Origin of the sequence: Bradyrhizobium sp. 2TAF36 (assembly GCF_052114925.1) — a bacterium.
GTDB lineage: Bacteria > Pseudomonadota > Alphaproteobacteria > Rhizobiales > Xanthobacteraceae > Bradyrhizobium > Bradyrhizobium barranii.
The window spans coordinates 1-26,433 of record NZ_JBFRFR010000064.1 but is presented as its reverse complement, the minus strand read 5'-3'; the positions used below and the strand labels follow the sequence as shown (position 1 = coordinate 26,433).

The window sequence follows — 26,433 nt, the reverse complement described above, 5'->3', positions numbered from 1 at the left end:
ATCCACGTTCTTCGCGAGCCGAAAAGAAGATCGTGGATGGCCGGGACAAGCCCGGCCATGACGATGTGGCGAGAGCCCGGGCCCGTCTCATTGAACAATCGTCTCGTACAGATCCTTCCATTCRGGATTATCCCTGAGGATCAACCTGACCTTCCACGTCCGCGACCAATGCTTGATGTTGTGCTCGCGCTGGATAGCGGTTTGGATATCCTCATAGCGCTCGAAATAGACCAGCAGCTTGACGCCGTACTTCTTGGTGAAGCCGGGAACGAGTCCGTTTCGATGCTCATAGATGCGGCGAATAATGTCGCTCGTCACACCGACATACAAAATGCCGTTTGGCGCGCTCGCCAGGATGTAGACCCATCCACCATGCATGGTTGCATGTTGGCGCACGTGGATGGCCGGGACAAGCCCGGCCATGACGTCTGTGGCGGCAGCGGGCGCTAATAATCCACCTTCATCAGATACAGCCCGTCAGGCGGTGCGACGATGCCGCAGGCCGCGCGGTTGCGGGCTGCGAGCGCCGCTGAGAGATTGTCCGCGGTCCAGCGGCCCTCGCCGACCCAGACCAGCGATCCCACCATCGAGCGCACCTGGCTGTGCAGGAAGGAGCGCGCCGACGTAAGAATCGTGATCTCGCGGCCGTCGCGGTGCACGTCGAGCTGGTCGAGCGTTTTCTCCGGCGACTTGGCCTGGCACTCGGTGTCGCGAAACGTCGTGAAGTCGTGTTTGCCGAGCAGACGTTGTGCCGCCGCATGCATCGCATCGGCATCGAGCCGGCGCGGCACGCGCCAGGCGTGACCGATATCAAGCGCGAGATTGGCGCGGGTGTTGACGACGCGGTAGCGGTAGTGCCGCTTCACGGCCGAGAACCGCGCCTCGAAGGTGTCAGGGACGATCTCGGCCTCCAGCACCGCAATTGGATGCGGGCGCAGATGCGCGTTGAGACCATCGCGAAAACGGCCCGGCGGAAACTGCTTGTCGATGTCGACATGCGCGACCTGGCCGCGCGCATGCACGCCGGCATCGGTGCGGCCCGCACCGTGCACGCGCAGATCCGCGCCGGTCATCGCCTTCACCGCCGCCTCTAACGCGCCCTGCACGGAAGGCAGCGTGTCCTGCACCTGCCAGCCGAAGAACGGCGCGCCGTCATATTCGATGGTGAGCTTGTAGCGGGGCATCTCAATCCGGGTGGTGTCATCGCCCGGCTTGACCGGGCGATCCAGTACTCCGAGACATCTCTGTTCAGCCGAGAAGCCTCGGCGTACTGGATACCCCGCCTTCGCGGGGTATGACAGCGCTACGTGAATTTGGCTCCCGGCTTCACCGGCACGCCGCGCAAAAAGTCCGTGGCCTGCATCCGCGCCTTGCCCTCGCGCTGGAGCTCGAGGATGCGGATCGCGCCCTCGCCGCAGGCAATCGTGAGCTGGTCGTCGAGCACCTCGCCGGGTGCACCGGAGCCCTTCGCCAACTCGCAGCGCAGGATTTTTACGCGCGCATTCTCAAGCTCGGCCCAGGCGCCGGGAAACGGCGACAGGCCGTGGATGTGGCGCAGCACGGCGTGCGCCGGCTTGGTCCATTCGATCCGCGCTTCGGCCTTGTCGATCTTGGCGGCGTAGGTGACGCCATCCGCGCTCTGCTTCTTGAGCTGGAGCCCGCCGCGGGCGAGCGCGGCCATCGCGCGCACCATCAGATCGGCACCGAGCCGGGAGAGGCGGTCATGCAGATCGACCGCGGTCATGTTGTCGGGAATCGCCATGCGCTCGGCCATGGCGACGTCACCGGTGTCGAGACCGACATCCATCTTCATCACCATGACGCCGCTCTCGGCATCGCCTTCCATGATCGCGCGGTTGATCGGCGCGGCGCCGCGCCAGCGCGGCAGCAGCGAAGCGTGCAGATTGTAACAGCCGAGCTTCGGCGCATCGAGGATCGCCTGCGGCAGGATCATGCCGTAGGCGACGACGACGGCGGCATCGGCGTCGAAGGCGCGAAACTCGTCGAGCGCTTCGGGCGTCTTCAGCGACTTCGGCGTCAGCACGGGAACGCCGAGCTTTCGCGCGGCTTCCTCGACCGGGGTCGGCTGCAATTGCAGGCCGCGCCGTCCGCCGGGCTTGGGCGCGCGCGTATAGACCGCCGCGATCTCGTGGCCATGCGAGACCAGCTCGAGCAGCGTCGGCACGGAGAAATCGGGCGTGCCCATGAAGATGAGGCGGAGGGGCATGACAAGGACTCGGTATGTTCCCTCCCCCCTTGCGGGGGAGGGCTAGGGAGAGGGGTGCCACACGACGCGCTCTCTCGGCGTTAGCGCGGGCGCCCTATTGTTGGCATTCGCAAACGACGGGCGCCTTTTGCTGGGCTACCCCTCTCCCCCGCCCTCCCCCGCAAGGGGGGAGGGAGCGCACGGGAGTTCGCGGCAGCACCAGCGCTTACAAATGACTTACTCCGCGCGCTTGGCGGCTTTCTCGAACTTCTTGATCACGCGGTCGCGCTTGAGCTTTGAGAGATAGTCGACGAACAGCACGCCGTTGAGATGGTCGATCTCGTGCTGAATGCAGGTGGCGTAGAGGCCTTCGGCGTCCTCCTCGTGCACCTTGCCGTCGAGATCGGTGAAGCGCACGCGCACCTTCGCAGGCCTTTCGACCTCCTCGTAATATTCGGGGATCGAGAGGCAGCCTTCCTCGTAGACCGACAGATCCTCGGAGGAGGCGATAATTTCAGGGTTGATGAAGACACGCGGCTCCGGCTTTGTCTCGCCGTCCGGGTCAGGCTTGGCGAGGTCCATGGTGATCAGCCGCAAGGGCTGCGCGATCTGGATCGCCGCGAGCCCGATGCCGGGCGCGTCGTACATGGTCTCGAACATGTCGTCGGCAAGCTTGCGGATCTCCGTCGTGACCTTCTCGATCGGCTTGGAGACCAGACGCAGCTGCTTGTCGGGCAGGATGATGATTTCTCTGAGGGCCATGGCCGCGATTTAAGCCGCATGCCGGATGCGGTCAATGCGGCGAGGAACTCCGTTAACCCTCCGCTAACCATAAAACTTCAGGTTTCGTTAACCATAAAAATTAGGGGGCTATTAACCATAAGCGTTCGCTATTCGTTCGCGGAGAGTGTCGAATCGGCTACAAGGGCCGCCATGAACGAGATCATTTTCCTGGCTGGCGACTGGCCGGTCCGCACCATCGATGCGCTGATCGGCTTCGGCGCCCTCGTCGTCATCCTGCTGGTGGTGATCGCGGTCGTGATCGCGCGATCCGGGCGGCGCGGCGCGGAACTCGCCATGGCCAATGCCATCCGCGCGGACGAGCTCGAGGAGCGCCTCAGCCAGGTGCTGCACGCCCAGAGCGAGGCTGCCGGCCGAGCCGACGCCATGACCCAGGCGCTGGCCGGCCGCCAGGCCGACATGGCGCGCGCGGTCAACGAGCGGCTGGATTCGGTGACCCATCGGGTCGGCCAGTCGATGGAACACTCGACGCGCAACACCATGGAGAGCCTGCGCGCCCTGCACGAGCGGCTCGGCATCATCGACAACGCGCACAAGAACCTGACCGACCTCACCACGCAGGTGACGACCTTGCGCGACGTGCTCGCCAACAAGCAGTCGCGCGGCGCCTTCGGCCAGGCGCGGATGGAGGCGATCGTCCAGGACGGCTTGCCGAAGGGCGCCTACGAGTTCCAGTTCACGCTCTCGACGGGAAAGCGGCCGGACTGCGTGGTGTTCCTGCCCGACCAGCGGCCGCTCTGCATCGACGCAAAATTTCCGCTGGAGGCGATGACCGCGCTGCACGATGCGCGCACCGACGAGGAGAAGCGCATCGCCACGCAGCGGCTGCGCGGCGACGTGATGAAGCATGTCAGCGACATCGCCGACAAATATCTCGTCGCCGGCGAGACCCAGGAGATGGCACTGATGTTCGTGCCGTCGGAATCGGTCTATGCCGAGATCCATGACGGTTTCGACGACGTGATCCAGAAGGCCTATCGCGCCCGCGTCGTGCTGGTGTCGCCTTCGCTGCTGATGCTCGCGATCCAGGTGATGCAGCAGATCATGAAAGACGCGCGCATGCGCGACGCCGCCGACCAGATCCGCACCGAGGTGATCAAGCTCGGCGACGATTTGGGCCGCCTGCGCGACCGCGTGCTGAAGCTCCAGAAGCATTTTGCCGACGCGAACGAGGACGTGCGGCAGGTGCTGATCTCCGCCGACAAGATCGAGAAGCGCGCAGGGAGAATCGAGGAGCTCGATTTCAGCAAGACCGATGCGCCGGAGGGGCCGCATCTGGTGGCAACCGGTGCCGCGGAGCTGTTCCCGAGGAAGCTCCAGGCGGGGGAGTGAGTTTTGAGGCACACTGTCGTCGCCCGGCTTGACCGGGCGACGACACCTCACTTGTGGCAGCCAGAATCTGCTAACACCTCCCCATGACCGCACCCGACGCGACCTCCCCTGCCAGCCCCGACACGGCCCCCACCTCCTGGCGTGACGGCCTGGCCGTGTACCTGCAACCGCGGGTGCTGATCGTACTGTTCCTCGGCTTCTCGTCCGGGCTGCCGCTGGCGCTGTCGGGCTCCACGCTCCTGGTGTGGATGCGCGAGGCCGGGGTCGACCTCAAGACCATCGGGCTGTTTGCGCTGGTCGGCACGCCCTACACGCTGAAATTCCTGTGGGCGCCGCTGGTGGATGCGCTGCATGTGCCGCTGTTCACCCGCGCGTTCGGACGGCGGCGCGGCTGGCTGCTGTTCTCGCAATTGCTGCTGATCATCGCGATCCTGCTGCTGGCACTCACCGATCCCGCGCGCTCGCCGTTCTACGTCGCGCTCGGCGCGCTGCTGGTCGCGACGACGTCCTCGACGCAGGACATCGTGGTCGACGCGTTCCGCGTCGAGAGCCTGCCGGAGAGCGAGCAGGCCGCCGGAATGGCTTCCTATGTCGCGGCCTATCGCATCGGCATGCTGGTCTCGACCGCGGGCGCGCTGTTCATCGTGTCCGGCTTCGAGGGCACCGGCATTCCGCGCGCGTCGGCCTGGATGTGGGGCTACGTGGTGATGGCGGCGATGGTGCTGATCGGCACGATCACCGCGCTGGCCGCGACAGAGCCCGAGCAATCGGTGCGGGCGGAAGCCGCGACACAAACCGAGACGGCGTTCGCGCGCGTGCTGCACGCGGCGATCGGGGCCTTCTCGGAATTCCTGTCGCGCAAGGATGCGCTCGCCGCGCTCGCCTTCGTCGTGCTGTTCAAGTTCACCGATGCCTTCTCCGGCACGATGACCGCGCCGTTCGTGATCGACCTCGGCTTTTCCCGCAACGATTACGCGGCGATCGTGAAGGGCGTCGGCCTCGCGGCAACGCTGATCGGCGGCTTTGCCGGCGGCTTCCTCGCGCGGCGCTATTCGCTTGCGACCAGCCTCTGGATCGGCGGCGTGGTGCAGGCGCTCGCCAATCTCTCCTTCTCCTGGCTGGCCTTCGTCGGCACCAGCCAATGGGCGCTGGCCTTTGCCATCACCTGCGAGAACTTTACCAGCGCCATCGGCACCGTGATCTTCGTCGCCTATCTCTCCGCGCTGTGCCAGAATCCGCTGCACACGGCGACGCAATATGCGCTGCTCACCGCGCTCGCCGCGGTCGGGCGCACATATCTGTCAGCGAGTGCGGGCTATGTCGCGGAGACGACCGGCTGGCCGCTGTTCTTCGTGATCTGCGTGCTGGTGGCGATCCCGAGCCTTGTGCTGCTGGCCTGGCTGCAGAAGCGCGGGCATTTCGAGACGCTGGGGCCGGTGAGGGTGTAAACTCGGCACGCGCTACGCCCGCGATGCCGTAGGGTGGGCAAAGCGAAGCGTGCCCACCACCTGAATCGTCGCCGGGAGAATGGTGGGCACGGCGCTTTGCGCCTTTGCCCACCCTACGGTAGCTCGGCTGGAGCGGCGCCCCCTACTGCTTCCTGATCAAGCTCCACTTCGTGATCACGGCTTCGCTCATCTGGCCGGGATCGCTGGCGCAGGCGACTTCGTCGACCTTGACCGAGATCGCCTTGCCGACGAACGATTTCAGCTGCGTGGCCTGCGCGTCGCTGGAAGTGACGAGTTGGAACGTCTCAGGACCGGTCTCGAGATTGCACAGCCCGTTCGGCGCCGGCAGTCGACGCGGCTCGGAGGTGATCTGGTACATCGCAATCCGCTTGCCGGCGTTCTTGATGTCGCGCACCTTCATTGCGTTCAATTCGCCCGAGAGCACCTCGCCGGCACTGATTGGCTTGCCGGGCTTCGGCGGCGGCGGCGCCCCGTCGTCCTGCTGCGCGGAGATGGCCGGGGTCGCCAGCAGCATCATCGTCGCGACCAAAGCCGATCGTGTGGCGAAAAGTTTCGTCATGTCGTCCGTTCCGTAAGTCTGGATGGCTAGAACAAGGTCCGCTGCCGCATCGCGGCCGATAGCGTACCTTCGTCGAGATAATCAAGCTCGCCACCGACCGGCACACCATGGGCCAGCCGGGTTACTTTTACGTTGGCGTCCTGAAGCAGGTCGGTGATGTAGTGCGCCGTGGTCTGGCCGTCGACCGTCGCGTTCAGCGCCAGGATGATCTCGTGCACCTCGGCAGCATGCGCGCGCGCCACCAGCGCGTCGATGGTGAGGTCCTGCGGCCCGACGCCGTCGAGCGGCGACAATGTCGCGCCGAGCACATGATAGCGCCCCTGGGTCGCATTGGCCCGTTCCAGCGCCCAGAGATCGGCGACATCGGCGACGACGACGATGATTGCATCATCGCGTTTCGGATCGGTACAGACCGTGCAGGGATTTTGCGTGTCGATATTGCCGCAGGTCTTGCAGACCTGGACCTTGTCGAGCGCGACCTGCAGGGCCGAAGACAGCGGCATCATCAGCGCTTCGCGCTTCTTGATCAGATGCAGCGCCGCACGCCGCGCCGAGCGCGGACCAAGGCCTGGCAGCCGTGCGAGGAGCTGGACCAGCCGCTCGATTTCGGGACCTGCAACCGAACCCATCTTATTGGCCGAACATACCCGGTGGCAGGCTGAGGCCGCCCGTGAGCGCCTGCATCTTCTCCTGCACGGCCGTTTCGGCCTTGCGGCGGGCATCGCCGAGGGCGGTGACGAGCAGGTCCTCGAGCACCTCGCGCTCTTCCGGCTTCATCAGCGAGGGATCGATCTTGATGCCCTTCACGTCCATCTTCGCCGTCATGCGCACGGCGACGAGACCGCCGCCGGAGATGCCTTCGACCTCGACGCTGGAGAGCTGATCCTGCATCTCCTGCATCTTGGATTGCAGCTGCTGCGCCTGCTTCATCATGCCGAAAATATCGACCATCGGTGCTGTCCTTGGTTGCGCGATGACTCGTCATCGCGCCTTAACTCTTGGTTTGAGCATGATCTAATCGGAAAACCGCTTCACACTTTGCGCTACGCGGCCCTTCGGGTCCGGATCATGCTCTAGAGATCGTCGCCGTCGGAACCATCGGGCGGATCGTCACTGCCATAGTCCGCATTCATATTGGTTTCCGGCGCCTCGGGGGCAAGCCTGCGGACCTCGACGACCTTCGCACCGGGAAAACGCGACAGCACCTCCTGCACGCGCGGATCGGCTTCAGCGGAGCGCGCATGTTCCTGCTTCGCCGCGTGGTTCACCGAGCGCAGCGTCGGCTGGCCCTGCTCGTTGGAGACGATCACGGTCCAGCGCCGGCCGGTCCAGAGCTCGAATTTTCGCGCAAGCTCGGAGATCATGGTCTTGGAGGCGTTGGGCTCGAGCGCGACTTCCAGCCGGCCCTCCTCGAAACGGACGAGGCGCATGTCGCCTTCGAGCGCGGCCTTGGTCATGAGATCGCGCTTCTGCCCGGCGACCGCGACGAGCTGGGTGAAGCTCGTGATGCGCAGCTGGGGCGCGGCTCCTTGCGGATCCGGCGCGGGCGCCGCCATCTGCGGCCGGGCGGCGCCGCCGCCGAACGCGGACGGTGACGAAGTCGGTGCGCGCATGGGCGCGGCCGAGGCAACCGGCGCCGCGGAGGCCACCGGCGCCGCGGAGGCCACCGGCGCACCCGGCGCGCCGCTGCGCGCGGCACTTCCGCCGCCCACGACCGGCGAGCCGCCGCCGTTCTGCTCCAGCATCTTGATCGCTTCGTCCGGCGTCGGCAGGTCGGCGACATAGGCGATGCGCACCAGCACCATCTCGGCGGCCGCTGCGGGGCGCGTCGCGGCCTGCACCTCGGTGATGCCCTTGAGCAGCATCTGCCACATCCGCGACAGCACGCGCATCGAGATCTTCGAGGCAAAATCCCGCGCGCGCACGCGCTCGGTCTCGCCATAGGCGACGTTGTCGGCGGTCGCCGGCACGATCTTCACGCGGGTGACGAAATTGACGAACTCGGCAAGGTCCGACAGCACGACGATCGGATCGGCGCCGACGTCGTACTGGTCGCGGAACTCCTTGAAAGCGGCAGCGATGTCGCCGCGCGCCAGCGAATCGAAGAGGTCGATGACGCGGGTGCGGTCGGCGAGGCCCAGCATCTGCCTGACCGCATCCGCCTTCACGGTGCCTGCCGCGTGCGCGATCGCCTGGTCGAGCAGCGACAGAGAGTCGCGCACCGAGCCTTCCGCGGCGCGCGCGATGATGCCAAGCGCCTCGGGCTCGATCTCGACGTTCTCCTTCGCCGCGATATTGGCGAGGTGCTTCATCAGCACGTCGGCCTCGACCCGGCGCAGGTCAAAACGCTGGCAGCGCGACAGCACGGTGACCGGAACCTTGCGGATCTCGGTGGTCGCGAACACGAATTTGGCGTGCTCCGGCGGTTCCTCCAGCGTCTTCAGGAAGGCGTTGAACGCCGCCGTCGACAGCATGTGGACTTCGTCGATGATGTAGACCTTGTAGCGGGCGCTGGCCGGCGCGTAGCGCACGCTGTCATTGATCTGGCGGACGTCGTCGACGCCGGTGTGCGAGGCCGCGTCCATCTCCAGCACGTCCATGTGCCGGCTTTCCATGATCGCCTGGCAATGCACGCCCAGGGTCGGCATGTGGATGGTCGGGCCCTTCACCGATCCGTCCGGCATCTCGTAGTTGAGCGCACGGGCCAGGATACGCGCGGTGGTGGTCTTGCCGACGCCGCGGACGCCGGTGAGGATCCAGGCCTGCGGAATGCGCCCGGTCTCGAACGCGTTCGAGACGGTGCGCACCACGGCCTCCTGGCCGATCAGATCGTCGAAGCTGGAGGGCCGGTATTTGCGCGCCAGCACCCGGTAGGGCGTGCTGGCCTGGCCGGCGCTGTCGGGGTTGGGAGGGGCGCCAGCGTCGGTCATCGGTCGATCCGCAATGGAATGTCTTTCGCCCGGCTTTTGCGGAAAGGAGCGCGCTGACGGGAAGCCCGCCGGCGCAATTCGCTCGGAAAAACAGGTAGGAGACTGACGAGCGACCCGATCCGGACCTCGTTAGGGCTGCTTCCTTCCGGACCTGACCCGGTTGGCGAGTGGCTCGTCCACCGCCAATCTCCCGGTCCCTATTTGGGGCCAAAAGGTCGGGAAAGCAAGCGGGTATCCGTAGGTCCCGCACACCCCGCTGGGCGGCCCCCGCCGGCCCATTTGGACGCGGAAGCCGGCTCAGTGTTGGCGAGCTGGAACCTACGTGATTCGCGCAAACCGCTTGCGATACTCGGCGGGCGTCACGCCGACGTGACGATTGAACGCGCGGCGCAGCGTATCGGCATCGGCGAATCCACAATGGAGCGCCACCTGCTTCGGGGCTTCATTGCCAAACTCGAGCAGCCGCCTCGCCGCATTGACGCGGGCTTCCTCGACCCAGGTCGCAGGCGTGACGCCCACCTCGGCGCGGAACAGCCGTGCAAAGTGCCTCGGGCTGAGCTCCATGCGCGTCGCCAGGCTCGCAACGCTGTGGTCGAGCCCGGGATTGGCGGCGACCCAGCGCTGCAGCTCCTGCAATGCGGCGCGGCCGGCGGGAACAGCCTCGCCCTTGCGGGTGAACTGCATCTGCCCACCCGGGCGCTTGAAGAACATCACGAGCTGGCTTGCGACTCTCATGGCCGTGTCGCGCCCGAGATCTTCCTCGACCAGTGCCAGCGCGAGGTCGAGCCCTGCGGTCACGCCGGCGGCCGTGCGGAGCTTGCCGTCGGTGACGTAGATGGCATCCTTGTCCACGGTGACCGACGGGAATTTGCTGGCCAGCATGTCTGCGACCGCCCAATGCGTCGTGACCCGCCTGCCATCAAGGAGACCGGCGGCGGCAAGGAAGAAGGCCCCGCTGCAAACCGAGCCGAATCTGCGGGTCCGCGAAGCCCGCCGCCGCAGCCAGTCGATCACGCTCCCGTCCGCCGGGACTTCGGCCGCGTTCGGGCATCCCGCCACCAGCAAGGTGTCGATCGGCTCCTGGAAGTCGCGGTCGACGATTCGGTCGGGCATCAGCTGGACGCCTGAGGAACTGCGGATCGGCCCTGGCTCCGCGCCCGCCACGAACAAGGCATAGGCGGGATAGCCGGCCTGCACGTTCGCCTCGGCGAACACATCGAGCGGCCCTGCGACATCGAGCAGCTGCACGCCTGGCAGCGCCACGATCACAACCGTCCTTGGTTTCGGCTTTGCACCCATGTCCGCCTCGATCCGGATTTGTCCGTTTTTGACGTATTACGTCGATTTAAGACAACGTAGCCCGGATTTACAGTGGACGCGATCCAAAATTTCAGGAGCTGCTCATGTCAGAAATCACCGAGGCCGCCGTCATTCCCGACAGCAAGCTGGCGCGCGCCATCACCGAATACGTCCGCGATACCGAAACGGACCTGCTCTTCAACCATTCCAGCCGCGTCTACCAGTTCGGCGCGATGGCCGGCGTCCGCCGTGGGCTGACGTTCGACCGCGAACTGCTCTACGCCGGCGCCATGTTTCACGACATCGGCCTGATGCCGGGCCATGGCAGCCAACACGAGCGGTTCGAGGTCGACGGCGCGCATGCCGCGCGCGATTTCCTGCGCAGCCACGGCATTTCGGAAGCCGACGCCTACATGGTGTGGACCGCGATCGCCCTGCACACCACGCCGGGCGTCCCCCAGCACATGCACCCCGTCGTCGCGCTGGTGACCGCGGGCGTCGAGATGGACGTGCTCGGGCTCACCTACGACGAATATTCCGACGCGGAGCGCGAGGCGGTCGTGAACGCCTTTCCGCGCACGCCGCACTTCAAGGAAGACATCATCCAGGCCTTCTACGACGGCATCAAGCATCGGCCCGATACGACGTTCGGCAACGTCAAGGCCGACGTCATCGCCGACAAGGAGCCGCATTTCCATCGCGGCAATTTCTGCAGCGTCATCCGCAACTCGCATTGGCACGGTTGACCGGCGTTCGCGCAAGGACAGTGCGATCTCGAAATCGACTGCTGTGGACCCATGCGAGCCTGAGATTTCGCACGCGGGCAGCAATAGCCAATGACCCCATATTCAGGAGCATCCCATGGCCGATGAGCCGAAACGTTTGACCCATGCGACGGGCGCGCCCGTCAGCGATAACCTCAACATCATGACCGCGGGCCGCCGCGGGCCCGCGCTGCTGCAAGACGTCTGGCTGATCGAGAAGCTAGCACATTTCGATCGCGAAGTGATCCCGGAGCGACGGATGCATGCCAAGGGTTCCGGCGCCTTCGGCACCTTCACCGTGACCAATGACATCACCCGATACACCAAGGCGAAGATCTTCTCGGAAGTCGGCAAGCAGACGCCGATGTTCGCGCGGTTCTCGACCGTTGCCGGCGAGCGCGGCGCAGCCGACGCCGAACGCGACATCCGCGGCTTTGCGCTGAAGTTCTACACCGAGGAAGGCAATTGGGACATGGTGGGCAACAACACGCCCGTGTTCTTCTTCCGCGATCCCTTGCGCTTTCCCGACCTCAATCATGCGATCAAGCGCGATCCCCGAACCGGAATGCGCAGCGCGGACAACAATTGGGATTTCTGGACGTTGCTGCCGGAGGCTCTGCACCAGGTTACCATCGTGATGAGCGAGCGCGGCCTTCCCAGAAGCTTCAGGCACATGCATGGCTTTGGCAGCCATACCTACAGCTTCATCAATGCCGCCAATGAGCGGACCTGGGTGAAGTTTCACTTCCGGACGCAGCAGGGCATCGAAAACCTGACCGACGCCGAGGCCGAAGCCCTCATCGGCAAGGACCGCGAGACTCACCAGCGCGACCTGTTCGAGAGCATCGAATGCGGCGATTTCCCGCGCTGGACCATGTTCGTGCAGATCATGACCGACGATCAGGCCAAGGCGTTTGCCTTCAACCCGTTCGACCTGACCAAGATCTGGCCGAAGGCGGACTTCCCGCTGATCGAGGTCGGCTATTTCGAGCTGAACCGCAATCCGGAAAACGTCTTCGCCGAGGTCGAACAGGCCTCCTTCTCGCCGGCCCACGTCGTTCCGGGCATCGGCTTCTCGCCCGACAAGATGCTGCAGGCGAGGCTGTTCTCCTACGGGGACGCGGCGCGCTATCGCCTCGGCGTCAACCATCATCTGATCCCGGTCAACGCGCCGAAATGCCCGTATCACAGCTACCATCGCGATGGCGCAATGCGGACCGACGGCAATCTCGGGAGGACGCCGACCTATTTCCCGAACAGCCGTGGCGAGTGGACGGACCAGCCCGATCTCAACGAGCCGCCGCTCGAGATCGATGGTGCAGCCGCACATTGGGATCACCGCATCGACGACGATCACTATCGGCAGCCCGGCGACCTCTTTCGCAAGATGAACGCAGCCCAGCGGCAGGCCTTGTTCGACAACACGGCGCGCGCCGTCGGAGCGGCGGCCATCGCGATCCAGGAACGGCACATCGCCAATTGCACCAAGGCCGATCCCGCCTATGGCGCGGGCGTCCGCGACGCGCTGACGCGCCTCGCGACCGTTCGTGCCAAGGGAACGGAAAAGGCCGCGGAATAGGGTCGGTCGATCCGCACCGACCTCTCGCCGTCTTCGGCGAACGGCGCCGACAGGGCGCCGTTCGCATTTTTAAAGCGAACCGCCGAAACCTCTCAATTTTCTCGCGAAAATAGCTCGAGCCGACGCGCTCGCCGGGCCTTCCCTCGCGCATCGTCGCGAAGTGCAGATGCGGACGTTCGCCTCGGAAAGCGTCATGGCCGATGGGCTCCCTGCCTATCTTCGAGGCCCCGCACATCCCTGAGGCAATCGAGTCTTGACAGGGCCCGCCCGGCAGCGCCTTTCTATGAAATCCTGCCGGAACCGAAACAAAGGGTGCGCGAAAATCCGATCCTGAGCATTTTTCAGCCGGCTGACGCCGATTGATGGGCGAATTTTTCGCGCGAGATCAACCACTCACCTTCATCCAACCAGAAAAGCGATTCCTCAAAATGGTTACACGTCGTGATGTCGCATCGATTGTCGGACTTGGCGCGATGGCTGCAGCCACGCTGGCCTCACCGGCCGTGGCGCAGACCGCAGCGGATTCCAACGAATCGACCTTTGCCCGCATTCGCCGCACCAAGAAGATGCGGATCGGCGCGGTCGGCGGCGGCGCGCCCTATTACATGAAGGACCTCGCCAGCGGCCAGTGGAAGGGCTTCTACATCGACATCGCCAAGGCGCTCGCCGACGACATGGAGGCCGAGCTCGAGATCACCGAGACCACCTGGGGCAATTCGGTGCTCGATCTGCAGTCCAACAAGATCGACATCTTCTTCGGCCTCAACCCGACCCCGAAGCGCGCGCTGGTGGTCGACTTCTCGGTGCCGGTCTTCAACAACGCCTTCGGCATCCTCTGCAAGAAGGACTTCAAGCCGAAGAGCTGGGCCGAGCTGAACTCGCCCGACGTCAAGATCGCCGTCGACCAGGGCTCGTCGCACGACCAGGTCGTCAGCCGCCTGACGCCGAAGGCGCAGATCTCGCGACTGAAGACCGCCGACGATGCCACCGCCGCGCTGCAAACCGGCCGCGTCGACGCGCAGTGCCTGATCACCATGCTGTCGCTGACCGTGTTGAAGAAGAATCCCTCGCTCGGCCAGTTCGTGCTGCCGACGCCGATCTTCGCCACCACGTCGAACGCCGGCTTCCGCCGCGAGAACGACAAGACCTTCCGCGACTACGTCAACACCTGGATCGACTTCAACAAGGGCCTCGGCTTCATCCGCAACGCGATCATCACCAACATGGAGCTGGTGGGCGTGACCGAAGCGGACATTCCGCCGGGCGTTTCGCTGTAGGTGATGAGCGCCTGAAGTATCCACACCGTCATGGCCGGGCTTGTCCCGGCCATCCACGCCTGACTCGCGGCACCAAGAACGTGGATGCCCGGGACATAGGCGAGCGGAAGCGACGCCGTCCTTCGGACGGCTACGCCCGGGCATGACGACAAGTTTCTGAACTGACATCGGGTAAAAGTAACGCACGCATGTATCAGTGGGACTTCGGCATCCTCTGGAGCTATCGCTGGCTCTTTCTCAACGGGCTCGGCGTCACCGTCGGCTTCACCGTGGTCATCGTCGTGCTCGGTCTCGTCTTCGGCCTGTTCGGCGCGTTCGGCAGCCTGTCGCGCTTCAAGGCGGTGCGTCTCCTCGCCCTCACCTTCATCGAGGCGTTCCGCTGCACGCCGATCCTGGTGCAGCTGATCTGGTTCTATTACGCGCTGCCGATCCTGGCCGGCGTCGAGATGACGCCGATCACGGCCTCGGCGCTCGCACTCTCGCTCTATGGCGGCTCGTTCTATTCCGAGATCATCYGCGGCGGCATCATCTCGATCGACAAAGGCCAGTCGGAAGCCGGCGCCGCGCTCGGCATGACGCCGGGACAGAGCATGCGGCGCATCGTGCTTCCGCAAGCGATCAAGCGCATGATCCCGGCGCTGATGAACCAGTCGATCATCCAGTTCAAGAACACCTCGCTGGTTTCGGTGCTCGCCGTGCCCGACCTCGTCTACCAGAGCCAGGTCGCCGCCCATGACAGCTACCGGCCGCTCGAGACCTACACCGCGGTCGCGGTCGCCTATGCGGCGATCCTGATTCCCTTGACCATCATCGTCCGCCGCGGCGAGAAGCGACTGGCGGTCAGCGAATGAGCGAGCCATCCAGGAACACTTCGAAGATCGAGATCCGCAGCCTTCGCAAGAGCTTTGGCAGCAACGAGGTTCTGAAGAACATCAGCCTCGACGTGGCCAAGGGGGGCGTGGTGGCGCTGATCGGCCCATCCGGCTCCGGCAAGTCGACACTGCTCCGCTGCATCAATCTGCTGGTCGTGCCCGACGGCGGCAGCGTCCGCGTCGGCGACACAAGCTTCCAATTCGGCGAAGGCGCCAAGCTTCCGGACGTGAAGACACTCGCCAAATTCCGCACCACCACCGGCATGGTGTTCCAGCATTTCAATTTGTTCCCGCACATGACGACGCTTCAGAACGTCATGGAGGGGCCCGTCACGGTGCGCCGCATGGCCAGGGCGGACGCCGAGAAGCTCGCGCGCGCGCAGCTTGCCAAGGTGGGCCTTGCGGAGAAGGCCGACCAATATCCGGCGACGCTGTCCGGCGGGCAGAAGCAGCGCGTCGCGATCGCACGTGCGCTCGCGATGGAGCCGGACGTGATGCTGTTCGACGAGGCCACCTCGGCGCTCGATCCCGAGCTCGTCGGCGAGGTGCTCGCCGTCATGCAGCGGCTGGCCTCGGAAGGCATGACCATGGTGATCGTGACCCATGAGATCGCCTTCGCCCGCGAGGTCGCCGACCGCCTCATCTTCATGCGCGACGGCGTCGTGGTCGAGGAAGGTCCGGCGCGGCAGGTGATCGACAATCCGCAGGAAGCCGCGACGCGCGCCTTCCTCAGCCATTTCCACCGCACCGGCGCGTTGCCGCCGGCCAACGTAGCACCGTGATGCCTGATATCGATCGCGCCTATCTCGTTACCGGTGCCGCCAGCGGCATCGGCCGCGCCACCGCAAAACTGCTCGCGGCCCCCGGCACCGCGCTGCTGCTCCACACCCGCTCGAACGCGGAAGGTCTCGATGCCGCCGCGGCCGAAGCCGAAGCGAAAGGCGCCGCCGTCGCAAAATGCCTCGGCGATCTCGCCGAGGAAGCAGCCGTTACCGACGCCGTCGCCGCCGCGCAACGCGTTTTCGGACGGCTCGACGGATTGATCCTGGTCGGCGGTCATGCCCGCCGCGGCAGCGCGATCGGCACGCCGGCGGATCAGTTCCGGCAGGCGATGGACGAATCGGCGCTGGCGTTCACGCGGCTGGTCGACGCCGCGCTGCCGCTGCTGCGTGCCGGGCGCGATACGCGGATCGTGGCGGTGTCCTCTTTCGTCGCGCATGCGATCCGGCCGGAATTCGCACCCTTTGCCGCAACGGCGGCAAGCCGCTCCGCGCTCGAAGCGCTGGTGCGTCTCACCGCGATCGAGCTCGCAAAAGACGGCATCACCGTCAATGCTGTGTCACCCGGCCTCATCATCAAGGACAAGCCGAGCGAGAGCCGGCTCTCGCCCGAGCAGATCGCCACCACCGAGGCGCTGATCCCGATGCGCCGCCGCGGGCGGCCGGAAGAAGTGGCCGAGATCATCGCCTTCCTGGCATCACCGAAGGCGTCCTACGTCACCGGCCAGGTCTGGCACGTCAATGGAGGCCTGACATGACCGAAGCAACCGTCGAACGCATCAGGCTGTTCCTGATCGAGAGCCCGATCAAGATGGCGCGCCTCCAAGGCGTCGGCAACGTCAAGGGCACGGTGAAGCGCGTGCTGATCGAGCTCACCGCGAGCGACGGCGTGATCGGCTGGGGCGAGGCGGCACCGTGGGAAGTGTTCACGGGGACGCCGGAAGCGGCCTTCTCCGCGCTCGACATCTATCTGCGGCCGATCGTGCTCGGCAAACCCGTGCGCCGCATCCGCGCGCTGATGACCGAGCTCGACCGCGCGCTGGTCGGTCATGCCGAGGCCAAGGTCGCGATCGAGATGGCGCTGCTCGACATCGTCGGCAAGTCGTCGGGATTGTCGGTCGCCGACCTGCTCGGCGGCCGCGTGCGCGACACGATTCCCCTCTCCTTCTCCATCGCCGATCCCGATTTCGCCGCCGATCTCGAACGCATGCGAAAAATGGTTCCGGACGGCAACGTCATCTACAAGGTCAAGACCGGCGTGAAGCCGCATCGCGAGGATCTCGATCATCTCGAAGCGATCCGCAAGGAATTCGGCGACAAGGTCGATCTGCGCGTCGATTACAACCAGGCGCTGGCGCCGTTCGGCGCGATCAAGATTTTGCGCGACATCGAGGAATTCGCACCGACCTTCATCGAGCAGCCGGTGCCGCGCAAATATCTCGACGTGATGGCGCAGCTCACCGCGCCGCTGGAAACACCCGTTCTCGCCGACGAAAGCTGCTTCGACCGCCGCGACATGATGGAGGTGGTGCGCCGCGAAGCCGCCGATGCCGTCTCGATCAAGCTGATGAAAGCCGGCGGCCTGTTCGAGGCGCAGGCGATCATGGCGATCGCCGACATCGCCGGCCTGCCCGGCTATGGCGGCACGCTGTGGGAGGGCGGCATCGGGCTTGCCGCCGGGACGCAGCTGATCGCGGCAACGCCGGGCATCTCGCTCGGCTGCGAATTCTACATGCCGCATCACGTGCTGACCGAGGACGTGCTGGAAGAGCGCGTTGCCAACCGCGCCGGCCATGTCGTGGTGCCCGACGGCCCGGGCCTCGGGATCCGCGTCAGCGAGGCCTCCGTCCGCGCCAATGCGCGGGTGCTTGCGGAGGCGTGAGTTCGTCATTCCGGGGCGCGCGTAGCGCGAGCCCGGAATCCATAACCACAGGGAGGGGTTGTCGCGCGAGCTGGTCACCACGCATCTTCGCCAAACTTCTCTCTGTGGTTATGGGTCCCGGGCTCGCGCTTTGCGCGCCCCGGGACGACAGCGGAGCATGCCGCCCCCGCGGTCCCTAACCTTCCCCTAGCTAACTCCGTATCGTATGGTCCGGCCAAACAAGCCCGCCCCCATCGGGCCATCCGGAAACGCATATGTCTGAACCCGCCTGGTCGCTGCACTCCCGCCTGAAAGAGGACACCATCGACATCGGCGACCTGCCGCTCTCGAAGGTCCTGGTCATCAAGGACGCGCATTATCCCTGGCTGCTGCTGGTGCCGCGGCGACCCGATGCGGTCGAGATCATCGATCTCGACGAGGTGGAGCAGGCGCAACTCATGACGGAGATCTCCCGCGTCTCGCGCGCGCTGAAAGAGATCACCAAATGCGACAAGCTCAATGTCGCCGCGCTCGGCAACCTCGTGCCGCAGCTTCACGTCCACATCATCGCACGCCGGACCAGCGACGCTGCATGGCCGCGGCCGGTCTGGGGCGTGATGAAGCCCTTGGCGCATGACGCCACCGAGGTGCAGACTTTCATCAGCGCGCTTCGCCGCAAGATCTGGTTGGGTTGAGAACAAGAAATGTCAGCATTCGACTCGTTTCCGCTGGGACAGCCGGCCTTCGTCACCAACGTCCTCGATCGCGCCGCGCATCTGCGCCGCGACGACGAAAAGCTGTTCGCGATGGAGCAGAAGCCATTGTCGCGCGCCTATGTCGTCTACCGCGACTCGCTGCTGGTGAAGCGCGAGGGCGACAAGGCGCGCGCGCTGCTGGGAGTAGACGAGGCGCTGAAATGCGGCGCCAACCCCGGCACGATCTTCTTAGGCCTGCGCGACGGCGCCGCGGTGTTCGGCATGGGGATGTCGCAGGCGGCGGCCGAGAAGCTGATCGGCCGCGAGGACTACACCGTCACCGAGCTGCGCGGCATGGCGATGCAGGGCGCGATTCCGCCCGGCGAGCTCTCGGCGATCGCGATGGCGAAGTCGATGGTGAGCTGGCATCAGCGCCACGGCTATTGCGCCAATTGCGGCACGCGGAGCGCGATGAAGGAAGGCGGCTGGAAGCGCGAGTGCCCTGCTTGCAAGGCCGAGCACTTTCCGCGCACCGATCCCGTCGTGATCATGCTGGTCGCCTCCGGCGAGAAGTGCCTGCTCGGCCGCCAGAAGCAGTTCCCGCCGGGGATGTATTCCTGTCTCGCCGGCTTCGTCGAGGCCGCCGAGACCATCGAGGACGCGGTACGCCGGGAAATCCTCGAAGAATCCGGAATCCGCTGCACCGACGTGCAGTATTACATGACGCAGCCCTGGCCCTATCCATCGTCGCTGATGATCGGCTGCAGCGCGCGGGCGCTCAACGAGGACGTCGTCGTCGATCATTCCGAGCTGGAGGACGCGCGCTGGTTCACCCGCGAGGAGGCCGCGCTGATGCTGACGCGGACGCATCCGGACGGGCTCGCCGGCCCGCATCCGTTCGCGATCGCCCACCACCTGCTCGGCCGCTGGGTGCACGACAAGACCGGCGCGTAAGCTGGGGCCGCCGGTGGCCATATCAGGGACCGCGCCGCACATCCTTTGCATCGGCATTCCCGTGCGCGACCTCACCTTTCGCGTCGAGGCCGTGCCCGCGCGCGGCAGCAAGGCCAACGCCACGCATCTCGCCGAGATCTGCGGCGGCAACGCGCTCAATGCTGCGATCGCCATCGCGCGGCTCGGTGGCCGGGTCTCCTTCGCAGGACCGATGGGCGATGCACGGGAAGCGTCGAGCGGCTTCATTCTCGAACAGATGGCCAGTGAAGGCATCGACACGACGCACGTGGTGCGCGTGCCCGGCCTGACCACGCCGGTCTCCGCGATCCTGATCGAGCCCTCGGGCGAGCGGACGCTGACGATCTATCGCGATCCCGGCCTGTGGAGCGTGAAGCTGCCGGACGGTGACGCGCTGCTCGCCGATTGCCGGGCGGTCCTCGTCGAGAGCCGCTGCGGCGCCCTTTGTATCGATCTCTGCGCCGAGGCGCGACGGCGCGGCATTCCTGTCATCGTCGGCGTCGATCGCGCGATGTCGTTGCAGGACGGCCTGCTCACGGCCGCCTCGCACGTGCTGTTCGCCAGCGACCAGGTGCAGGAGACGGCCGGTGTCGCCGATGACGGCGAGGCATTGAAGCGCCTGGCAGGGCTGACGCCGGCCCTTCTCGCCGCCACGCGCGGCCCGCGCGGCACGATCTGGCTGAACGAGGCGGGCAAGCTGGAGGAGACCCCGGCCTTCCCGGTTCAGGCGGTCGATACGCTCGGGGCCGGCGACGTTTTCCATGGCGCCTTCACGCTTGGCCTCGCCGAGGGCGCGGAGGTGCGGGAGGCGCTGCGATTCGCCGCGGCCGCCGCAGCGCTGAAATGCACCCGCCACGGTGGCGGCATGGCCGCCCCACAACGCGTTGAAGTTGAAGAGCTTTTACGAGGCAGGCTCTAGAGAAGTTCCACTGTTACGCCGAGATTATAGGCTTGCCGTGGAAAGATTTTCTCTATATCAGGGAAATCAGCCCCTGAAATGGAACAAAGTTCTTCAAATGACTGACCTCGCCGTGCAACTCCCCGAGACYAGCCGCCGCCTCGATGCCATCGACCGCAAGATTCTGATGGTGCTCCAGGAGGATGCGTCCCTCTCCGTCGCCGAGATCGGCGACCGCGTCGGGCTGTCCTCGACCCCCTGCTGGAAGCGCATCCAGCGCCTCGAGGCCGACGGCGTGATCCTGAAGCGCGTCGCCCTGGTCGACCAGAACAAGATCGGGCTCGGCATCTCCGTATTCGTGTCAGTCGAGAGCGCCGACCATTCGGACGCCTGGCTGAAGAAGTTCGCCGAGGCCGTGAGTGCCATGCCCGAGGTGATGGAATTTTACCGCATGGCCGGCGACGTCGACTACATGCTGCGCGTCGTGGTCGCCGACATGCAGGCCTATGACGTGTTCTACAAGAAGCTGATCAGCGCCGTGCCGCTGAAGAACGTCACCTCGCGCTTCGCGATGGAGAAGATCAAGTCGGTCACCGCGCTGCCGATCCCGGCGGTGGTGGCGGCTTAGAGGCTTAGTTCTCAGGTCTCACCACAAGGAAGCTGTCATCGCCCGGCCTTGACCGGGCGATCCAGTATTCCAGAGGCGGCGATTGGATACGGAGAAGCTGCGGCGTACTGGATGCCCCGGTCAAGCCGGGGCATGACAGCGGAGATTTGCGGCGCGGGTTGTGCTCCCTGATGCCCCTCAAATCGTCTGATTGTACGCGCCGACTTCGGGATGCGTGCGGAGCACGCTGTTCACCATCTCGAACATGTCGTGCATGCGCTGCTCGGAGACCGGGCTCTCGACCACGACGACGAGCTCGGGCTTGTTGGAGGACGCGCGCACCAGGCCCCAGCTGCCGTCCTCGACCGTGACGCGTACGCCGTTGACGGTGACGAGATCGCGGATCGCCTGGCCGCCGATCTTGGCGCCCTTGGCCTGCAAGCCTTCAAAATGCTTCACCACCTGGTCGATGACGCCGTATTTGGTCTCGTCGGCGCAATGCGGTGACATGGTCGGCGACGACCAGGTTTTCGGCAGCGCGTTCTTCAGATCGGCCATCGACTTGCCCGGCGCGCGGTCGAGCATGTCGCAGATCGCGAGTGCCGACACCAGGCCGTCGTCGTAGCCGCGTCCATACGGCTTGTTGAAGAAGAAGTGGCCGGACTTCTCGAAGCCCGCGAGCGCACCCGTCTCGTGGGTGCGGCGCTTCATGTAGGAATGGCCGGTCTTCCAATAGGCGACCTTGGCGCCCTGCTTCTGCAGCACGGGATCGGTGACAAACAGACCGGTCGACTTCACGTCGACGATGAAATGCGCATCCTTGTGGATCGCCGACATGTCGCGGGCGAGCATCACGCCGACCTTGTCGGCAAAGATTTCCTCGCCGGTGTTGTCGACGACGCCGCAGCGATCGCCGTCACCGTCGAAGCCGAGACCGACATCGGCCTTGTGATGCAGCACCGCGTCGCGGATCGCGTGCAGCATTTCCATGTCTTCCGGATTCGGATTGTATTTCGGGAAGGTGTGGTCGAGCTCGGTGTCGAGCGGGATCACCTCGCAGCCGATCGCCTCCAGCACCTGCGGCGCGAACGCGCCGGCAGTGCCGTTGCCGCAGGCGGCGACGACCTTGAGCTTGCGGGTCAGCTTCGGACGGCCGGTGAGATCGGCGATATAGCGCGCCGGATAATTCTCGTGGAACTGGTAGGAGCCGCCGGCCTTGTTCTTGAATTCGGCGTTGAGCACGATCTCCTTCAGCCGCGTCATCTCGTCGGGGCCGAAGGTCAGCGGGCGGTTGGCGCCCATCTTCACGCCGGTCCAGCCGTTGTCGTTGTGCGAGGCCGTGACCATGGCGCAGCAGGGCACGTCGAGATCGAACTGCGCGAAATAGGCCATCGGCGTCACCGCGAGCCCGATATCGTGCACCTTGCAGCCCGCAGCCATCAGGCCGGAAATCAGCGCATATTTGATCGAGGCCGAATAGCCGCGGAAATCATGGCCGGTGACGATCTCCTGCTTGACGCCGAGCTCCGCAATCAGCGCGCCCAGCCCCATGCCGAGCGCCTGGATTCCCATCAGGTTGATTTCCTTCTGGAACAACCAGCGCGCGTCGTATTCGCGAAAACCCGTGGCCTTCACCATCGGCTCGGATTCGAAGGCATAGGTGTTGGGCAACAAGACGGATTTCGGCTTGGGGAACATTGAGACGGTCTCGTGAAAATGGCGGGAATTGATGCAGCCTTAGCGAATGCCGGGCCGCAGCGGAAGGCGGGAATGGCAGCTTATGGCTTATAATTGCGGCAGTTTGGTAACGGGAAAACGCGGCCCGGCGCGAGACTTCCGCCAATGCCGTCCTGAAAAAATCCGTGCGAACGACCGTTCGTCGGCGCGGTGAGCGCCTTTGAGGCGGCTTACTGCTCCAGCACCATCTGGCCGTTGGCGTATTCGAAGCGCTTGAGGCGGGACAGGAAGGAGAGGCCGAGCAGGTTCTCCGACAGAGCCTCGTCCGGCAGCACCATGGCGTCGACGTCGCGCACGACGAGGCCGCCGACCTCGAGCATGGCGATGCGCGTGCGCGCCGCCTTGATGGTGCCGTTGGCGGTCGAGACGGTGGCGTTGTACTCGCCGCGCGAGGGACGGAGGCCAAAGCGGGCGGCCGAGCTCTCGTTCAGCGCGACCACGGAGGCGCCGGTGTCGATCATGAAGCCGATCCGTTGGCCGTCGATGCGGCCTTCGGCCTGAAAATGGCCACGGCCATCGCGGGAGATGGCGAGGCTGCGCCCACCGGCCGGCGCCGTCGCAGCAACCGTGATCGTCGTGCGCGGCGCTGACGTCGCGGAGGCGGAACTCATCCTGTCCGCCATCTGCGCCATGAACGTGCCGAGGCCGATCATGATGGCCGCGAGGATCATTATGTTACGCATCACACCACTTCCGAGCCGGAAAGCTCGATTTCACCACGCGACACGTCTGGCCGCGAGCGACGCTGCGGTCAGAGCGCCGCTATTTTGACGAAAAGGATGAGCGGAGGGTTAATGGCGCAGTGTCGCCAGTACGACAGATCCTCATCCTGAGGAGCCCGCCAACGGCGGGCGTCTCGAAGGATGGCCGCGGGCGAAAGTTGGGCCTGCATGGTTCGAGACGCGCGTTCCGCGCTCCTCACCATGAGGGTCTACTTGCGGTTCACGTCCCGCGCGGCTTGACCCGCCGGGTCGGCAGCGCGCTCGCCGGATCCTCCGGCCAGGGATGGCGCGGGTAGCGGCCGCGCAGGTCGGAGCGTACCGCGGCGTAGCTGCCGCGCCAGAAACCGGGGAGGTCGCGCGTCACCTGCACAGGGCGCTGCGCCGGCGACAGCAATTCCAGCACCAGCGGCACCTTGCCGGCGGCGATCGACGGATGGGTGTTGAGCCCGAACAATTCCTGGAGCCGCACCGCGATAGTCGGCCCCTGCTCGGCCTCGTAGTCGATCGCGAGCACGCTGCCGGTCGGCGCCTCGAAATGCGTCGGCGCCTCGCGATCGAGCCTTGCGCGCATCTCCCAGGGCAGCAGCGCCATCAGCGCGTCGGACAGATCGCCGGCCGAGATGTCTTTGAGTGCGATCTTGTCGTAGAGCGCCGGCACCAGCCAGTCGTCGCGCCGCGCGATCAGTCCGTCGTCGGACAAATCGGGCCAGCTGTCGCCCTCGGCCTTGCGCAGAAACATCACGCGGTCGCGCCACTGCTTTGCGGCCTTCGACCAGGGCAACCGGTCGAGACCTGCGGCAATCAGCCCATCTGCTAAGATGCGCGCGGTGTCCTCCGAAGGCGACACCGCGAGTGTTGCCTCCGACAGTGTGATCGCATGCAGCGCGCGCTTGCGCCGCGCGCGCAGCGCCATCGCGCCACGATCGAAGGAGATCTCGTCGACGGTCTCGATATGCTCGGCGAAATGCCGCTCGATGTCGTCCTCGCCGATCGGCGCTGCCAGCAGAACGCGGCCGCTCGCCGCCGTGCCCGTCATCTCGCCGATCGCGATGTAGGGCGCGCGGGCGAGCGACGAGGTCTGCTCCACCGCGGCGCCGCGACCATTGGCGAGCACGAAGGTGCCATTGCCGCGGTTGCGCGCGACACGGTCCGGGAAGGCGTAGGCGAGCATCAGGCCGGTCGAGAGATCGTCCTGTCCGGTTGCGGCCTTCTCCGACGCCGCCACCTGCGAAGCCCAGCGCCGCGCGAGATCGCGCGCGCTCGCGGCGCGCGGCGAGCGATCGCGGCGGAACTGGTCGCGCCGGTACTCGAGATCGACGCTGTCGCCGCCGAGCCCGCGCTCGGTGATGATGGCCGCGATCTCGGCGGCGGCTTCGCCGCTGCCCACGCGATGCGAATCCACGATCATGCGCGCCAGCCGCGGCGGCAGCGCCAGCGCGCGCAGGCTTTTGCCTTCGGCGGTGATGCGGCCGTCGCCATCAAGCGCGTTGAGCTCGGAGAGAAGGCTTTTCGCCTCTTTCCAGGCGGGCAGCGGCGGCGGATCGAGGAATGACAACGCCGAAGGATCGGCGACGCCCCATTGCGCGAGGTCGAGCACCAGCGAGGAGAGGTCGGCGCTGAGGATTTCCGGCTGGGTGTAGGGCGCAAGCGAGGCCGTCTGCGGCTCATCCCAGAGCCGGTAGCAGACGCCGGGCTCGGTGCGGCCGGCGCGGCCGCGGCGCTGGTCCACCGCCGCACGCGCAGCGCGCACGGTCTCGAGCCGGGTCAGCCCGATGTCGGGCTCGTAGCGCGGCACGCGGGCGAGACCGGAATCGACCACGATGCGCACGCCCTCGATGGTGAGCGAGGTCTCCGCGATCGAGGTCGCCAGCACCACCTTGCGCGTGCCCTTCGGCGCGGGCGCGATCGCGCGGTCCTGCACGGCAGCGTCGAGCGCGCCGAACAACGGCACGATCTCGATGCTGGCATCCTGGACGCGCTCGCTGAGGAAATTCTGGGTGCGGCGGATTTCGGCGGCGCCGGGCAGGAACGCCAGCACCGAACCGCTGTCGGCGCGCAGCGCGGACGCGATCGCATCCGCCATCTGCCGCTCGACCGGCGCATCCGCCTTGCGGCCGAGATAGCGCGTCTCGACCGGAAAGGCGCGGCCCTCGCTCTCGACAACGGGCGCTTCCCCGAGCAGCTTTGCCACGCGCGCGCCGTCGAGCGTTGCCGACATCACGAGGATGCGCAGATCCTCGCGCAGGCCGGTTTGCGCGTCGCGCGCCAGCGCGAGGCCCATGTCGGCATCGAGCGAGCGCTCGTGGAATTCGTCGAACAGGACGGCCGCGATGCCGGAGAGCTCGGGATCGTCGAGGATCTGGCGGGTGAAGATCCCCTCGGTCACCACCTCGATGCGCGTCGCGCGCGAGATCTTCGAGCCGAAGCGGACGCGGTAGCCGACGGTTTCGCCGGCGCGCTCGCCAAGCGACTTGGCCATGCGCTCGGCACTCGCCCGGGCAGCGATACGCCGCGGCTCCAGCACGATGATCTTCTTGCCCGCGGCCCAGGGCGCATCCAGCAGCGCCAGCGGCACCCGCGTGGTCTTGCCTGCGCCGGGCGGCGCCACCAGCACAGCGGCGTTATGCACCTCCAGCGTGCGCGAGAGGTCGTCGAGCACGGCGTCGATCGGGAGGGGCGTGTCGAAGCTGCGGGGCAAGGCCTATCCATTCGTCATGCCCGGCCTTGTGCCGGGCATCCACGTCTTCGACTAGAAACAGACGTGGATGGCCGGGACAAGCCCGGCCATGACGAAATCGTTGCGGCAGTGGACCGTCAGCCCTGCACCGGCGGACGGCCGATGCTCTCGTAGGTGAAGCCGGCGGCTTSCATSTCTTCGGGMSGGTAGAYGTTGCGGAGATCGACSACGACGGGCTGSGTCATGGYCGCCTTCAGCCGGCCGAGATCGAGCGCGCGGAACTGCACCCATTCGGTGACGATGACGAGCGCATCGGCGCCTTGCGCGCAGGAATAGGCGTCCTCGCAATAGGTGATGTTCGGCAGCTCGCCCTTGGCCTGCTCCATGCCGACGGGAT

Annotated in this window: 26 protein-coding genes and 1 other RNA gene; 13 read left to right on the top strand and 14 right to left on the bottom strand. The window is 65.7% G+C overall.

Features of this window, described 5'->3' with window-relative positions; genetic code table 11:
- Positions 1 to 87 precede the first annotated feature (87 nt).
- The 4 genes from AB4Z51_RS31570 to def form a co-directional block, all read right to left on the bottom strand.
- Positions 88 to 423, bottom strand: a complete 336-nt coding sequence (locus tag AB4Z51_RS31570; RefSeq protein WP_063979816.1) for a GIY-YIG nuclease family protein — start codon at positions 421 to 423, stop codon at positions 88 to 90.
- Between the two features lie 23 nt (positions 424 to 446).
- On the bottom strand, positions 447 to 1,184 hold the full coding sequence (gene truA / locus AB4Z51_RS31565; protein ID WP_085399970.1) for a tRNA pseudouridine(38-40) synthase TruA: 738 nt from the start codon (positions 1,182 to 1,184) through the stop codon (positions 447 to 449).
- 119 nt (positions 1,185 to 1,303) lie between these two features.
- Positions 1,304 to 2,227 (bottom strand): methionyl-tRNA formyltransferase, encoded by a 924-nt coding sequence (fmt, locus tag AB4Z51_RS31560; protein WP_085399968.1) that lies wholly within the window; start codon positions 2,225 to 2,227, stop codon positions 1,304 to 1,306.
- A gap of 216 nt (positions 2,228 to 2,443) precedes the next feature.
- A complete protein-coding gene (gene def / locus AB4Z51_RS31555) occupies positions 2,444 to 2,968 on the bottom strand; it encodes a peptide deformylase (protein ID WP_063979819.1) in 525 nt (174 codons plus the stop codon).
- A gap of 171 nt (positions 2,969 to 3,139) precedes the next feature.
- Between def and AB4Z51_RS31550 the strand changes: the two genes are divergently transcribed.
- Both AB4Z51_RS31550 and AB4Z51_RS31545 read left to right on the top strand, forming a co-directional pair.
- Positions 3,140 to 4,339: a DNA recombination protein RmuC gene (locus tag AB4Z51_RS31550; RefSeq protein WP_085398512.1), complete on the top strand. Its 1,200-nt coding sequence runs from the start codon at positions 3,140 to 3,142 to the stop codon at positions 4,337 to 4,339.
- Positions 4,340 to 4,422: 83 nt separating this feature from the next.
- Positions 4,423 to 5,787: an AmpG family muropeptide MFS transporter gene (locus tag AB4Z51_RS31545; protein WP_085398513.1), complete on the top strand. Its 1,365-nt coding sequence runs from the start codon at positions 4,423 to 4,425 to the stop codon at positions 5,785 to 5,787.
- A 142-nt stretch (positions 5,788 to 5,929) separates the two neighbouring features.
- On the opposite strand, the gene AB4Z51_RS31540 is transcribed toward AB4Z51_RS31545, so the two are convergent.
- The 6 genes from AB4Z51_RS31540 to AB4Z51_RS31515 form a co-directional block, all read right to left on the bottom strand.
- Positions 5,930 to 6,367, bottom strand: coding sequence for a hypothetical protein (locus AB4Z51_RS31540; protein WP_085398514.1), 438 nt, complete (start codon positions 6,365 to 6,367; stop codon positions 5,930 to 5,932).
- A gap of 26 nt (positions 6,368 to 6,393) precedes the next feature.
- Positions 6,394 to 6,996 (bottom strand): recombination mediator RecR, encoded by a 603-nt coding sequence (gene recR / locus AB4Z51_RS31535; RefSeq protein ID WP_063979823.1) that lies wholly within the window; start codon positions 6,994 to 6,996, stop codon positions 6,394 to 6,396.
- A gap of 1 nt (position 6,997) precedes the next feature.
- Positions 6,998 to 7,318: a YbaB/EbfC family nucleoid-associated protein gene (locus tag AB4Z51_RS31530; protein WP_085398515.1), complete on the bottom strand. Its 321-nt coding sequence runs from the start codon at positions 7,316 to 7,318 to the stop codon at positions 6,998 to 7,000.
- A 122-nt stretch (positions 7,319 to 7,440) separates the two neighbouring features.
- On the bottom strand, positions 7,441 to 9,297 hold the full coding sequence (locus tag AB4Z51_RS31525; RefSeq protein WP_441498699.1) for a DNA polymerase III subunit gamma/tau: 1,857 nt from the start codon (positions 9,295 to 9,297) through the stop codon (positions 7,441 to 7,443).
- 94 nt (positions 9,298 to 9,391) lie between these two features.
- Positions 9,392 to 9,488, bottom strand: an RNA gene (ffs, locus tag AB4Z51_RS31520) — signal recognition particle sRNA small type.
- A gap of 127 nt (positions 9,489 to 9,615) precedes the next feature.
- Positions 9,616 to 10,596: a GlxA family transcriptional regulator gene (locus AB4Z51_RS31515; RefSeq protein WP_085398517.1), complete on the bottom strand. Its 981-nt coding sequence runs from the start codon at positions 10,594 to 10,596 to the stop codon at positions 9,616 to 9,618.
- Between the two features lie 104 nt (positions 10,597 to 10,700).
- On the opposite strand from AB4Z51_RS31515, the gene AB4Z51_RS31510 reads away from it, so the two are divergent.
- The 11 genes from AB4Z51_RS31510 (at position 10,701) to AB4Z51_RS31460 (ending at position 20,921) form a co-directional block, all read left to right on the top strand.
- On the top strand, positions 10,701 to 11,342 hold the full coding sequence (locus AB4Z51_RS31510) for an HD domain-containing protein (RefSeq protein ID WP_135215948.1): 642 nt from the start codon (positions 10,701 to 10,703) through the stop codon (positions 11,340 to 11,342).
- 115 nt (positions 11,343 to 11,457) lie between these two features.
- Positions 11,458 to 12,939, top strand: coding sequence for a catalase (locus AB4Z51_RS31505; RefSeq protein ID WP_354080258.1), 1,482 nt, complete (start codon positions 11,458 to 11,460; stop codon positions 12,937 to 12,939).
- Between the two features lie 428 nt (positions 12,940 to 13,367).
- On the top strand, positions 13,368 to 14,216 hold the full coding sequence (locus AB4Z51_RS31500) for a transporter substrate-binding domain-containing protein (RefSeq protein WP_085398526.1): 849 nt from the start codon (positions 13,368 to 13,370) through the stop codon (positions 14,214 to 14,216).
- Between the two features lie 188 nt (positions 14,217 to 14,404).
- The gene (locus tag AB4Z51_RS31495) at positions 14,405 to 15,067 is read left to right on the top strand and encodes an amino acid ABC transporter permease (RefSeq protein ID WP_441498698.1); all 663 of its coding nucleotides are present in this window, start codon (positions 14,405 to 14,407) and stop codon (positions 15,065 to 15,067) included.
- Complete coding sequence (locus AB4Z51_RS31490; RefSeq protein WP_085398520.1) at positions 15,064 to 15,870, top strand: amino acid ABC transporter ATP-binding protein; 807 nt, start codon at positions 15,064 to 15,066, stop codon at positions 15,868 to 15,870. The genes AB4Z51_RS31495 and AB4Z51_RS31490 overlap by 4 nt, the downstream gene beginning before the upstream one ends.
- Positions 15,870 to 16,625, top strand: coding sequence for an SDR family NAD(P)-dependent oxidoreductase (locus AB4Z51_RS31485; RefSeq protein WP_085398521.1), 756 nt, complete (start codon positions 15,870 to 15,872; stop codon positions 16,623 to 16,625). The genes AB4Z51_RS31490 and AB4Z51_RS31485 overlap by 1 nt, the downstream gene beginning before the upstream one ends.
- Positions 16,622 to 17,749 carry a muconate cycloisomerase family protein gene (locus AB4Z51_RS31480; RefSeq protein ID WP_441498697.1) on the top strand — a complete coding sequence of 376 codons (1,128 nt, stop codon included), beginning with the start codon at positions 16,622 to 16,624 and terminating at the stop codon, positions 17,747 to 17,749. The genes AB4Z51_RS31485 and AB4Z51_RS31480 overlap by 4 nt, the downstream gene beginning before the upstream one ends.
- Positions 17,750 to 18,003: 254 nt before the next feature.
- A complete protein-coding gene (locus AB4Z51_RS31475; protein ID WP_085398523.1) occupies positions 18,004 to 18,423 on the top strand; it encodes an HIT domain-containing protein in 420 nt (139 codons plus the stop codon).
- A 9-nt stretch (positions 18,424 to 18,432) separates the two neighbouring features.
- Positions 18,433 to 19,377, top strand: a complete 945-nt coding sequence (nudC, locus tag AB4Z51_RS31470; RefSeq protein WP_085398524.1) for an NAD(+) diphosphatase — start codon at positions 18,433 to 18,435, stop codon at positions 19,375 to 19,377.
- Between the two features lie 13 nt (positions 19,378 to 19,390).
- Positions 19,391 to 20,314: a sugar kinase gene (locus AB4Z51_RS31465; RefSeq protein WP_085398525.1), complete on the top strand. Its 924-nt coding sequence runs from the start codon at positions 19,391 to 19,393 to the stop codon at positions 20,312 to 20,314.
- Positions 20,315 to 20,411: 97 nt separating this feature from the next.
- Positions 20,412 to 20,921, top strand: a complete 510-nt coding sequence (locus tag AB4Z51_RS31460) for an Lrp/AsnC family transcriptional regulator (RefSeq protein WP_014491365.1) — start codon at positions 20,412 to 20,414, stop codon at positions 20,919 to 20,921.
- Positions 20,922 to 21,098: 177 nt separating this feature from the next.
- Here AB4Z51_RS31460 and AB4Z51_RS31455 read toward each other — a convergent pair whose 3' ends face one another.
- From AB4Z51_RS31455 to AB4Z51_RS31440, 4 genes are all read right to left on the bottom strand, one after another.
- Positions 21,099 to 22,598: a phosphomannomutase/phosphoglucomutase gene (locus AB4Z51_RS31455; protein WP_085398210.1), complete on the bottom strand. Its 1,500-nt coding sequence runs from the start codon at positions 22,596 to 22,598 to the stop codon at positions 21,099 to 21,101.
- Between the two features lie 209 nt (positions 22,599 to 22,807).
- Positions 22,808 to 23,320: a TIGR02281 family clan AA aspartic protease gene (locus AB4Z51_RS31450; RefSeq protein ID WP_085398211.1), complete on the bottom strand. Its 513-nt coding sequence runs from the start codon at positions 23,318 to 23,320 to the stop codon at positions 22,808 to 22,810.
- A gap of 259 nt (positions 23,321 to 23,579) precedes the next feature.
- Positions 23,580 to 26,057 carry an ATP-dependent helicase HrpB gene (gene hrpB / locus AB4Z51_RS31445; protein ID WP_085398212.1) on the bottom strand — a complete coding sequence of 826 codons (2,478 nt, stop codon included), beginning with the start codon at positions 26,055 to 26,057 and terminating at the stop codon, positions 23,580 to 23,582.
- Between the two features lie 116 nt (positions 26,058 to 26,173).
- On the bottom strand, positions 26,174 to 26,433 hold a 260-nt coding region (locus AB4Z51_RS31440), incomplete at its 5' end, for a UDP binding domain-containing protein (protein ID WP_441498696.1).